The sequence below is a fragment of the Mucilaginibacter gracilis genome (genome assembly GCF_003633615.1).
GTDB classification, from domain to species: Bacteria; Bacteroidota; Bacteroidia; order Sphingobacteriales; family Sphingobacteriaceae; genus Mucilaginibacter; species Mucilaginibacter gracilis.
The window spans coordinates 3,993,734-4,005,958 of the sequence record NZ_RBKU01000001.1; the positions used below are offsets into that span (position 1 = coordinate 3,993,734).

Here is a 12,225-nt window from a genome sequence, read left to right on the forward strand (position 1 = left end):
ACTTAGTAATTGCAGGGGATGCATAATTGGATTACATTGTGGTTAACTAACTCATATACAACCTCGAATACAAATCCTCATGCTGCATACACCGCACATCAAAACCGGCACAGCATAAGCCTATCAAATCCCTGTCGGGGTTTAATGATTGTTCTGTGAGCTTTTGTATCAGCGGTTTAATGGCGAATAGCAATTTTTGCCCGTCTTGCTGGCCGAGTGGTATCAGTTTAACGCTGTTGGTTATCATGCCCATTGCGGCGTTGTAGTAAAAGCCTGTTAACGCCTGGGCTTTTGGTATTTGCTGCACCGCTGCTATAAGGCCAAATGCAATGCAATAGTTGCCATTTGTTTGCCTGGTATCAATAGCTTGTTTGTACTCATCTATCAATTTGTTGTCGCAATATTCATGGAATATTTTGAGTAAACGTGTTCCTAATTTCTGACTGGCCTGCCGCATTTCTTTAGGTAACTTTACTGCGGTGCATTCTTCGTCTAATGTAATTAGCTGCTCAATATTGTTGTTAAAAGCGGCATCATAAGCTAATGATACAAAGGCGGCATCGGTATATTGCAAATTTTGCGTAAGCATTTCAACCACAAAACTTTGGGCCGTTGCTGCATCTTTAACAATACCGGCCTGCACATAGGTTTCCAGGCCCGACGAATGGGAGAAACCGCCTATGGGCAAGGTAGGGTCGGCCAGTTGCAGCAGGCTTAATAGTTCGGTGTTCATTCCGATTGATTTGTGAGCCTCATAATTTTGGAGAACAAGGTTTCGCTATTGCCTGATGAATGGGCGTGTGCCGATACCGATGTTCTTAAAGGGTTAATAAGCTTGCGTTCGCCTTGCTCAACCTCGTAGCCCGATGATGAAATAAGCCTGTACAATGGTGCATCAAAGGCTACCAATACCTCTTCGTCCTGGTAAAATAGTGGTAAATGCTTATTGCCTATTTCATAGCATATCGAAGCCATTTCGAACATATTCTTCGGTTTAATAACCAAAGTCTCGCAAGCGGGAATATTAATGGCAATTATTGTTTCCGAATCCTGGTAAAGAATATCGCCCTGCGTTAAATTCTGTCCCTCGTTCATAAACTTCATTACCACCTCTACGCCTGCGGTACTGCGCTTGTGCATAATGCGCTTGTTGGTTTCGTACCATTGCAGATCAAGCCAATCGATAGTTTGGTTTCCTGCGGGAATTGTATTGATGTTGCCGAGTTTTTCTTTAACGAGCATTTTTTTCTAAAATAAAAAGTACCGTTGCGCTAATGGCAAAACCGAAACCGGTGCGCAGGTGATGTGTTCGCCATCAACCTTTACTTCGTAATTTTCCGGATTAACATCTATCTGCGGTGTGCCGTCGTTATGGATCAGATCTTTTTTACCAATGTTACGGCAGTTTTTAACAGGCAGTAGCATTTTTTCCAAACCATAACCCTGCACCACATTTTTATCCAGCGAAAGCTGCGACACAAAGGTTGCACAGGTTTTAAACAAAGCCTTGCCGTAAGCACCAAACATGTGGCGGTAAACTACCGGCTGCGGTGTTGGTATAGATGCATTCGGGTCGCCCATTTTGGCGGCAATTATCATCCCGCCTTTGATTATCATTTCTGGCTTTGCGCCGAACAGGGCAGGCTTCCACAGCACCAGGTCGGCCAGTTTACCGGCCTCTATCGAACCCACATACTCCGAAATACCGTGTGATATTGCCGGGTTAATGGTGTATTTAGCTACATAGCGCTTTACGCGATAGTTATCGTTATTGTTTGCCTCGTCTTCGGTTAAAAAGCTGCGTTGTTTTTTCATTTTATCGGCAGTTTGCCAGGTGCGGGTTATCACTTCGCCCACACGGCCCATGGCTTGCGAATCTGAACTCATCATGCTAAACACGCCCATATCATGCAAAATATCTTCCGCCGCAATGGTTTCGGGCCTGATGCGCGAATCGGCAAAAGCCACATCTTCGGGTACCGATTTATCCAGGTGGTGGCAAACCATCAGCATATCCAAATGCTCATCAATGGTGTTAACGGTGTATGGGCGCGTAGGATTGGTTGACGACGGTAAAATATTGGGATACATTGCCGCCTTAATAATATCGGGCGCATGGCCGCCACCTGCACCCTCGGTATGGAAGGTGTGGATAACCCGGCCTGCAATGGCGTTCAGGGTATCTTCTAAAAAACCGGCTTCGTTAAGGGTATCGGTGTGTATGGCAACCTGCACGTCATACTTATCGGCAACCTGTAGCGATGCATCAATTACGGCAGGGGTGGAGCCCCAGTCTTCGTGTATTTTCAGGCCCAACGCACCGGCTTCAATTTGCTCTTCCAGGGGGGCAATTTCGGCACAGTTGCCTTTACCAAAAAAGCCCAGGTTCATGGGGAAGGCTTCGGCAGCTTGCAGCATTTTTTCAATGTTCCATGCGCCGGGCGTAACCGTTGTGGCATTGGTACCATCGGCAGGGCCGGTGCCGCCGCCTATCATGGTGGTTACACCGCTAAATAAAGCATGGTCTATCTGCTGGGGGCAAATAAAGTGAATGTGGGTATCAATACCGCCAGCGGTGGCAATTAAGCCTGCGCCGCCATGTACTTCGGTAGCGGCACCTATTACCATGTTGGGCGTAACGCCATCCATAGTATCGGGGTTGCCGGCTTTGCCTATCGCTACAATTTTGCCATTTTTAATGCCAATATCGGCTTTTACAATTCCCCAGTGGTCAATAATCATTACGCTGGTAATCACAAAATCGAGCACGTTATCGGCCCGTACCTTGGTGGCCGATTGCGCCATACCATCCCTAATGGTTTTGCCGCCGCCAAATTTACCCTCGTCGCCGTAAACGGTATAGTCTTTTTCTATTTCAATAATGAGGTCGGTATCGGCCAGGCGCACTTTATCGCCTGTGGTTGGGCCAAACATATTGGCATACTTTATCCGGTTAATGCTTAGGCTCATTGTGGTTTGTGTTTAAAATTTAAAGCCGCCATTTTTTCCATCGCTTTTGCTTTAACCTGTGCCGATGTGGTATCGCCATTTACCAAATTATTAAAGCCGTAAACATGCCTGCTACCGCCAAAAGTTACCAAGGTAACTTCCTTTTCTTCGCCGGGTTCAAAACGCACGGCTGTACCTGCGGCAATGTTAAGGCGCATACCAAATGCCTTTTCCCTATCCATCTCCAACTGTTTATTGGCCTCAAAAAAATGGAAATGCGAACCAACCTGCACCGGCCTGTCGCCGGTATTGGTTACCACTATGCTAATGGTTTGGCGGCCAACATTGCATTCAATAGGTTCGGTTTTTAGGATGTATTCTCCGGGGATGCCCCCCCGCCCCCTAAAGGGGGAGCTTTATCTGTATTGTTATTATGTTCATTTGGGTTTGTCATAAATGCTTTTTTCTTTTTTTTTGATGTCTTAACATATTTAGGACTATTCCTCCCCCTTTAGGGGGTCGGGGGGCTCACCTTATCGGATCATGCACGGTAACCAATTTTGTCCCGTCCGGAAATGTTGCTTCGATCTGAATTTCGTGTATCATTTCGGCAATGCCATCCATCACATCGTCACGGGTTAAAATGGTGGCGCCAAACTGCATTAATTCGGCAACCGATTTACCGTCGCGCGCCGCTTCCTGCAACTGGCTGCTTATTAAGGCAATGGCTTCCGGATAGTTCAATTTCAGTCCGCGGGCCCTGCGTTTTTCGGCCAATTCGCCGGCCAGAAATAACAATAATTTTTCCGATTCCCTGGGTGTTAAGTGCATGTTGCTAAATATATATCAATATATAAAAATTCAATTTAAATGCGCGTTTTTTACTTTGATAATCTCGGCTGCAATGCTAACCGCTATCTCCTCGGGCGTTTGGCTTTTTATTGGAATACCTACCGGCGAATGTATCTTTTTTAACCGTTCTTCTGTAGCCAGGCCCTCGGCAATGTAAGTGTTAAACATTTCGGCTATTTTGGTTTTGCTGCCTAATAGGCCTGTGTATTTAAAGCTTTTATCCAGCAAGGCCCGTAATGCGGCATCATCAGTGCGGTAACCAAACGTCATGATGATTACGTAGTGGCTTGCGCCCGAATGGATCACATCCTTCAATTCGCTGTAATCATTAACCAACGTTTTTTCTTGCGCGTAATCATTATCGGCCAGGGTATTTAACTCCGGCCTGTTATCGTAAATATGGATATAAAAATCCATCGTACTCATTAATTGCGATAACGCTAACGAGCAATGGCCGCCGCCAATAATAAAAAGGTGGTTTTTATAACCTGTTTTTTCCTGGTAGTGCCAAATGTTTTCGCTTTCCATGCCGAAAACAAAATCACTTTCGGCAGCTTCGTCACTAAACTCTATACCTTTTGGCGAAAGTTTGAGCAAACCATTTTTATCGGCATCAATACTTTTAATTAGAGCATCAATGTAAGGTTTTTCGATAGCTTTAACCGGGTATATCAATATCGTTTGCTCGCCCGAGCATATCATACCGCTTTGGTTTTTGGCGGCTTTTTTATCATGAAACTGTTGCCTCAACGTTATGCTTTGCTGGTTTTGTTTTAATTGCTCTTTAGCCATTTCAACAAATTTATGTTCCATAATTCCGCCGCCTATTGAGCCTGCTATTTGGCCGCTTTGGTTTACCGCCATAGCAAAACCCTGCCTGCCGGGGCTGCTGCCACTGCTTTGTAAAACATACAACAACATTACCTGTGCCCCCTGCGATAAACTATCGCTGATTAACTTCCAGACTGCTTGTTGTTTCCTCATTCTTTTCCTGGTCGGGTTTCAACGGTTTTGAGTACAGCGCCATCAGCGTTTTTTCGGGCGTCATGGGTGCCGATAAAGGGATATGCGCATCGGGGTTAAACGCCTTAATGGCATTACGCAACGCAAAGTAAGCACCTATACCATACATTAACGGCGGTTCGCCAACCGCTTTAGATCTAAATATTGCCAGGTTATCGGCAGTGGTTTCTAAAAAATCAATCTCCAAAACCTTGGGTACCGAATAAATATCGGGCACTTTGTATGTTGATAGCGCGTTCGATTTTAGTTTACCTTCCTTGTCATAAATCAATTCTTCTAAGGTCATCCAACCTATCCCTTGTACAATGCCGCCCTCAATTTGCCCGCGATCTATCAACGGGTTCATGCTCACTCCAAAATCGTGAACTACCTTAACGGCGTCAACCTGGTAAGTTCCGCGCAGGCAATCAATAGTTACTTGCGTTATAGCCGTTCCGTAAACGTGGTAGGCAAAGGGGTGGCCTTTCTCTTTTAGTTTATCATAATGTATTTCGGGAGTGGCGTAATGTGCATGTTCGGATAGGCTTACCCGCTTAAAAAATGCCGACATAATGAGCCGTTCCCAGGTCATTTCGTGCTTTTGGTCACTTACGTGGATGTGGTTATCCTTTAAAGTAATGCTTGCTATCGGGATGTGCATTTCATCGGCAGCTACTTGCTTTAGCCTGTTGGCAATTTCGGTGCATGCCATAAAAACAGCTTTCCCGTTTAAATCTGCCGTTGCACTTGCCGCAGATGGTGAAGTATTGGCAACGCGGCTGGTACTGGTTGATTGCAGTTTTACCTTATCGGCATCAATACCAAAAACATAAGCCGCAACCTGTAGCATTTTGGTATTTACGCCCTGGCCCATTTCTACCGCGCCGGTACTTACGCTCACGCTGCCATCGGTATAAACGTGTACCAGCGCACGGCCCTGGTTCATCATGGTATTGGTGAACGATATGCCGAAGCAAATCGGCATCATGGCAATGCCTTTTTTATAGAGTTTATTTGTACTGTTAAAATAATGGGTTTCTTTAATAACGCTTTCGATGTTAAATCGGTCCATGGCTTTATCCCAACAGGCGTGTGCCTCGCTCACAGCTTTTTGCCCGTAGGGGAACTCGTCGCCTGTTTTATTGAGGTTTATTTGTTGGATAACCGATGCATCGACACCTAAATTTTCGGCAGCTTTAACTATGGCGGCTTCTATTACAAACATACCCTGCGGGCCGCCAAAACCACGGAACGCCGTATTGGGCGGTAAGTTGGTTTTGCAACTGTAAGCCACGGCGTGTACGTTGGGTATAAAATAAGTGTTGGTACAATGGAACAAAGTGCGCTCTAACACCGCGGGCGACAAATCGGCGGCGGCACCGGCATTTTGGTAGAACTGAACCTCGTAGGCCAGTATCTTAAAATGTTTATCGAGCCCAATTTTAAAATCGGACGAGTAGGGGTGGCGCTTACCCGTCATGGCCATATCTTCCATACGGTCGAGCGCGTATTTTACAGGTTTTTTGAGGATGTGTGCAGCTAAGGCACACAGTGCAGCCCAGGCATTCGCCTGATCTTCTTTACCTCCAAAACCACCGCCCAAACGGATCACGTCCACCTCAACCTGGTGCATGGCAACGCCTAAAACTTTACAGGTTGCAGCCTGCGTTGCACGCGGACTTTGCGTTGACGAATATATTTTTAACGCGTTATTCTCCTGCGGAATGGCGTAGGCGCCCTGCGTTTCAATGTATAAATGTTCTTGCCCGTTAGTTTCGGCAAGGCCCTCAAAAATGTATTCGCAACTTTGCCAGGCGGCTTCGGTATCGCCCAAACGGTGCGTGCGCGGCGGAACGATGAGTTGCCCCAAAGCATGGGCGTCGCGCGGGTCGGTAATAATGGGTAAGGGGTCTATCTCCACCTTAATTTTTTTCACGGCGGCATGTGCAGCTTCGTAAGTTTCGGCAACAACAAATGCTACGGGCATTCCGCAAAAATCAACATGATGTTCGGCCAATAGTGGTTCGTCTGGTATAATGCCGCCTATCTGGTTTTGGCCGGTAATATCTTTGTAAGTGAGGATGCGCACAACGCCGGGTATTTTTTCGGCCTCGCTCAAATCGAGCGAAGTAATGTGCCCGTTAGCTATTGGCGAACCGAATGATGCACCAAACAAGGTGCCCTGTATTAAAGGTACATCGTCAAGGTAAACCGATTCGCCGCGTGTATGTGTCCTGCTATCTATATTCTTCATCTTCGGTATCTTAAACTGTTAATTAAGCCAGTAATTTATCAATTTCCAACAGCGGGAATAGTTTAATAAAATGCGCCTTAATTAATTGCGACAACAATAAACGTTTATACTCGGCCGTGCCCCGGGCATCACTTATGGGTGCTATTTCGGTTTGTAAAAGTTCGGTAGCTTCGGTTACCAACTCTTCGGTCAATTCCTTTCCAACTAAAAATGCTGAGGTTTTGGCAAGATATAATGGGAACGCGTACACACCACCGGCAGATATGCGGGCATGGGTAACGATGTTACCATCCATAGTTAAACTCATGGCCGAGTTTACGCTGGCAATATCCAAATGAGTTCGCTTGCTCACCTTTTCGAAAGTAAACCAGGTGTTTTTATCGGGCAAGGTAAACCAAAAAGATTCAACAAATTGGTTAGGCTGTTTATCCAGGGTTTTGTAGCCTTTGTAAAATTTCTCTAAAGCAACATCGCTTTTGTTTTCGCCATCGCTCAAAGTTAAAACCGCGCCGAGGGCCAAAAAGAATATCGAAAAATCGCCAATAGGCGAGCCATTAACAAAATTCCCCGCAAGGGTAGCTATATTACGTATTGGGGTTGACGAAATAAGTTTGCCAACTTCGGCAATTTTAGGGAAATGCGCTAATATAACAGGCGAGGTTATCAAGTCGGTAACGGTTGCCGCGCCACCTATTACACATTTATCGCCGTGTTTGGTAATGCCTTTTAATTGCTGTTTGCGGGTTAAAAAATCAATATCGGCATAAACCATTTTATCATGTTGCTGCACATATAAATCTGTACCACCGCCAAGGAAACGGGTGTTAATACTTTGCATATTTGCTTCACCGTTGGTTTGCGTAGCTAATAATTGCAAACGTTCCTTTATATTTTTAAAATAGGATGGAAGTATATTTTTAGAAGTTACATATTCCACCGTATCGCCCGTTTTGTCTTTTATCAGCTCGGTAACCTGCTCAAGTGCGCGTTCTATCGATTTGTATCCCGTGCAGCGGCAAATATTGCCATCTACTGCTGCGATGGCATTTTGCTGCGTTGGTTGTTTATCGCTCAGGCAAAAACCAGCCATTGATACAATAAAGCCCGGCGTGCAAAATCCGCACTGCGTACCTGCCTGGTCGCACATGGCTTGTTGTATAGGGTTAGGTTCATAATCAAAATTTACGCCCTCAACTGTTACAATGTGTTTATGATGAATATTGCCTAAAGCCGTTAGGCACGAGGTTGCCGACGAATACTTTAACACGCCGTTTGTTACCCCGCCAATTAAAACGGTGCAGGCTCCGCAATCGCCCTCGCGGCAACCAATTTTAGTGCCTTTAAGGTTTCGTTCATAGCGTATATAGTCAAGCAGCACCATGCCCGGTGCCATGCTTGTAGTAATTTCTGTATTATTTAGAATGAATTTAATCAAAATTGTTTTTTTTTATGCGTCTTTACGATAAAGTTAGCAGAATTTATGAAAAATGACAAAATAACTTTTAACCTGCCATCTTTTTCGAATATGTGCCTGGCTAATGCGTTATCATGAGTGCTGGTTTATTAATCAACTGCTAAAAAAAGAAATTTTTCAACTATCCATTGCCAATTTGGTAACGTACAGAAATAAGTATCTTTGCTTAATATAACGTTTAAAACCTGATAGCCATGTCAAACATCAGCCTGATAATTGAAGAACGTCCGCGCAATATTGGTAACTTTATGGTTGGCCGCCTGCTGCCGTTTAAAGATAAAAGAATGGTGGGGCCTTTTATTTTTATCGACCATATGGGCCCTGCTCACATGGCTGCCGGCCAAAATTTAGATATTCCGCCGCATCCGCATATTGGCCTTTCAACCTTAACCTATCTTTTTGAGGGCAACGTAATGCATAAAGACAGCCTTGGCACCGAAGTTGAAATTAAGGCCGGCCAGGTAAACTGGATGACAGCCGGTAAAGGTATTGCACACTCGGAAAGAACACCCGGATATTTAAGAGATACCAGTAAAAACCTGCACGGCCTGCAAATATGGGTAGCCTTACCAAAAGCTTTAGAAGAAATGGACCCCACCTTTTACCATGCCGATACCAGCGATTTACCGTATTGGGAAAACGATGGTATAGCTTACACACTTATTGCAGGTAATATAATGGGTAAAGCCTCGCCGGTGCCGGTTTATAGTCCGCTTTATTTTTTACAATTGAAAAATACTCACCGGCAAACCGTAAACATTGGCCAACACCTGTTTGGCGAAGCCGGACTGTACATATTGCAAGGCAGTATTGAAAGCGAAGGCACTACCTTTGGCCCCAAAGAATTATTGGTAGCTAAAAACAACCAGCTGTGCGAATTTACGATGGCCGACAATACCATTATCTATTTTTTTGGTGGTGAGCCCTTCCCCGAAGAGCGGTTTATCTTCTGGAACTTTGTATCGTCAGACTATGGTAGGATAGAGGCAGCTAAACAACAATGGCTGGCGCAAAACTTTGCAAAAGTACCCGGCGAAACCGGCTTTGTTCCCTTACCGGGAGAGACCGACCATTTAAAGCACAGGGTTTAAACACCCCATGTTTCAAAATTTTGTATTGAACTATCTTAATATCATTACGTTATACCAAAATGCAGGGTGCTGCGTTAATCTGAAAAAATGCTTTTGATAAAAACAACCCCGGGTTGTAGCAAATGCAGGCCCGGGTGCGTATATCAATAGTATAAAAACACATTAACTACTGATAAAAACATGAAAAAAGTTCAACAAAAATTAAAAAGGCGGGCAGGCATAGTCGGGATGATATGTTTGTTAGCTGCATCATTGTCTTCGTGCGTAAAAGATCACGACTACTACAACAGCAACAATAGTGTTGATGTTACACCGGCAGCTTTAATATCTGTAATAGATGCCTCACCGGATGCCCCATCTCTGGATTTTTACCTCGATGCTAACAAGGCCAACCGTTCGCCAATAGTTTATAACGACGGGTTAGATTACCTGGCCGCCTACATTGGCAAACGCACCGCAACATTTTATTCGGCGGGTACAAAAACCGTTGTTAAAAGCGATACCATAACCTTAAATGCAAATCGTTACTATACGCTTTACTTGGCAAACCTGGCCAGCAAACCCGATTATTTGCTTACCCGCGATACATTGGTGCAACCTGCAGCAGGCATGGCTACCATACGCCTGGTAAACGTTAGCCCCGATGCTCCTGCACTTGATCTGGGTATCCGGAGCGGCGCTTTGCTCGCTTCAAACAAAACTTACCGAACTTACTCGTCTTTTGTATCCATAGCGGCAGGTACCAATTACACGGTAGAGGTACGTCAGCACAGTAATTCGGCAGTATTATCAAGCCTTATTAATATTAAGCTCAACGCCGGGTCGGTATACACTATCTGGGCGCATGGTTTAATAGCAGGCACGGGCGCAACACTTTTTAGTGCCGATATACAAAAAAACGCTTATTACTATTGAGCATAATTTAACTAACAGCTTACCAAAAAAAATCCCGGATGGCCAACTGCGCTCCGGGATTTTTAATTATAGCATAAACTACAAATAGGTTAGGCCGCGTGGTTTTTTCCTGTCGTAATTAAATGGTTTAAATTTTTCTTCGGCTAACTCGCACGATACCGAGATGGCTGTGCATACAACGTTGCCAAATATGGTAGCAATAGCGGTGTCGGCAGCATCGCGCCCGGTTGCTATTTTTACCAGGCCGTTAAGCGGTGCCAGTTTAGTAGCATCAAACAGTACCCACTCGTTACCCAAAAAAGCTTCAAAACAAGCGTGAAAATCGGATGGTTTTAAAAGATAGGAGTACCCCGTAAAATACCTTGCCGGGATAGATAACGCTCTGCACAAAGCAATACCCAAATGGGCAAAATCGCGGCAAACGCCGGCCTGTTCGGTAACGGTGTCATAAGCCGATGTTTCCGAATTGGTAGATCCGCTTAGGTATTCCACGTTTTCAAATATCCAGTCGGTAAGGGCAAGTACACGTTCAAAGGCGTTATCTATTTTACCAAAGCGGCTATTGGCAAAGCGGTATAACTTGTCCGACTGGCAATACCTGCTTGGCGATAAATAAGGTAGTACCTGTGGCGGCAACTGCATAACCGGCACATCATTGAGCAAGCTGCCGGTTATTTTTTTAAACGAAGTATCAATAAGGGCGCTATAATCAATATTTATAACCACAGGTTCGGGCACTTCAAACCTGATGTAACGGTTTTCGCCTTGTACCGGTATAAGTTCTTCGGATTTATGGTAAGGTTCAATACTAAAGGTTTCCCGCAACACCGTTTGGGCTGCCGACCGTATAGCATGTATGTTGAGGATAATGGTTGAGTGTTCTTTTATATCATATGTTAGTTTACCCGAAACATTAAATTTCATACCTTTTTTCGTTTTTTTACCGTTTTACCGAGTTTATCAAACGCAGGATCCATCCATTGGTTTGAAATGTTTTTTAATGCCGATTTTAATTGTCTGTCCCATTGTGCCGATACGTTTTCCAGATCCGTTTTTTCGTAATGCTGTTCAACCATATCGTAGCTGTTAGCCTTATACAAGGCAATATCTATCGGGAAATCAACATCGGCTGCACTAATGCGCGTTGAATCAAACGATAAAAAGCCAGCTTTTAAAGCCTGTTTTAAACTTGTATCGTTGTTAAGTATGCGGTTCAAAATGGCTTTGCCTTGTGCTGCGTTACCAATAATAACATAAGGAGCGCCCTCGCCAAGCTCAACCCAGTTACCTTCCGGATATAATAAAAATAGTTTATGGTCTTCGTCGTCTTTTAACTGCCCGCCAATTATGGTGTTTAAATTGAATTTAAAACCGCCCTTTTCAAGCGATTCTCTGTCCTCAATACCAACCCTTTTCACCTGTTCTCCAAAGGCGTTAACGGCCTGGTACAGTTTAGTAAATTGTTCAAACTCCTGTTCCATCACCTCCTGAAAGTAAACAATGGCCTTATCCCGCACAGAGCGCAATCCGCTCGTCATAATAAACAGCGAGCAATTGTCGTTTTGGTAAGTGAATATCTTTTTCTTGGTAGTTACATCCGTTCCCGAGGTAATGCGCGTGTCGGCAACTGCAACCAATCCCTTTTTAACCTTTATGCCTAAACAATAAGTCATAGTAATACGTGTTCG

12 protein-coding genes are annotated in these 12,225 nt (G+C 44.6%); 2 read left to right on the forward strand and 10 right to left on the reverse strand.

What is annotated here, in order from left to right; genetic code table 11:
- Window positions 1–46 precede the first annotated feature (46 nt).
- The 8 genes from BDD43_RS17725 to BDD43_RS17760 all read right to left on the reverse strand — a co-directional run bounded on the left by BDD43_RS17725 (window position 47) and on the right by BDD43_RS17760 (window position 8,492).
- Window positions 47–733 (reverse strand): urease accessory protein UreF, encoded by a 687-nt coding sequence (locus BDD43_RS17725; protein ID WP_121198928.1) that lies wholly within the window; start codon window positions 731–733, stop codon window positions 47–49.
- Complete coding sequence (gene ureE / locus BDD43_RS17730; protein WP_121198929.1) at window positions 730–1,242, reverse strand: urease accessory protein UreE; 513 nt, start codon at window positions 1,240–1,242, stop codon at window positions 730–732. Before ureE ends, BDD43_RS17725 begins: the two co-directional genes overlap by 4 nt.
- A 6-nt stretch (window positions 1,243–1,248) precedes the next feature.
- Entirely contained in the window at window positions 1,249–2,970 is a 1,722-nt protein-coding gene (gene ureC / locus BDD43_RS17735; RefSeq protein WP_121198930.1) for an urease subunit alpha, read from the reverse strand.
- The gene (locus BDD43_RS17740) at window positions 2,967–3,338 is read right to left on the reverse strand and encodes an urease subunit beta (protein ID WP_121198931.1); all 372 of its coding nucleotides are present in this window, start codon (window positions 3,336–3,338) and stop codon (window positions 2,967–2,969) included. The genes ureC and BDD43_RS17740 overlap by 4 nt, the downstream gene beginning before the upstream one ends.
- Before the next feature lie 139 nt (window positions 3,339–3,477).
- The gene (gene ureA / locus BDD43_RS17745; RefSeq protein ID WP_121198932.1) at window positions 3,478–3,780 is read right to left on the reverse strand and encodes an urease subunit gamma; all 303 of its coding nucleotides are present in this window, start codon (window positions 3,778–3,780) and stop codon (window positions 3,478–3,480) included.
- Between the two features lie 30 nt (window positions 3,781–3,810).
- On the reverse strand, window positions 3,811–4,785 hold the full coding sequence (locus BDD43_RS17750; protein WP_121198933.1) for an XdhC family protein: 975 nt from the start codon (window positions 4,783–4,785) through the stop codon (window positions 3,811–3,813).
- Window positions 4,745–7,057 (reverse strand): xanthine dehydrogenase molybdopterin binding subunit, encoded by a 2,313-nt coding sequence (locus BDD43_RS17755; protein WP_121198934.1) that lies wholly within the window; start codon window positions 7,055–7,057, stop codon window positions 4,745–4,747. Before BDD43_RS17755 ends, BDD43_RS17750 begins: the two co-directional genes overlap by 41 nt.
- A 22-nt stretch (window positions 7,058–7,079) precedes the next feature.
- A complete protein-coding gene (locus tag BDD43_RS17760; protein WP_121198935.1) occupies window positions 7,080–8,492 on the reverse strand; it encodes an FAD binding domain-containing protein in 1,413 nt (470 codons plus the stop codon).
- Between the two features lie 233 nt (window positions 8,493–8,725).
- Here BDD43_RS17760 and BDD43_RS17765 point away from each other — a divergent pair, with 233 nt between their 5' ends.
- Window positions 8,726–9,622: a pirin family protein gene (locus tag BDD43_RS17765; protein WP_121198936.1), complete on the forward strand. Its 897-nt coding sequence runs from the start codon at window positions 8,726–8,728 to the stop codon at window positions 9,620–9,622.
- A 180-nt stretch (window positions 9,623–9,802) separates the two neighbouring features.
- Window positions 9,803–10,537, forward strand: a complete 735-nt coding sequence (locus BDD43_RS17770) for a DUF4397 domain-containing protein (RefSeq protein WP_121198937.1) — start codon at window positions 9,803–9,805, stop codon at window positions 10,535–10,537.
- 78 nt (window positions 10,538–10,615) lie between these two features.
- Here BDD43_RS17770 and BDD43_RS17775 read toward each other — a convergent pair whose 3' ends face one another.
- Window positions 10,616–11,461: a transglutaminase-like domain-containing protein gene (locus tag BDD43_RS17775; protein WP_121198938.1), complete on the reverse strand. Its 846-nt coding sequence runs from the start codon at window positions 11,459–11,461 to the stop codon at window positions 10,616–10,618.
- Window positions 11,458–12,210, reverse strand: a complete 753-nt coding sequence (locus tag BDD43_RS17780) for a peptidase (RefSeq protein WP_121198939.1) — start codon at window positions 12,208–12,210, stop codon at window positions 11,458–11,460. Before BDD43_RS17780 ends, BDD43_RS17775 begins: the two co-directional genes overlap by 4 nt.
- Window positions 12,211–12,225: the final 15 nt, after the last annotated feature.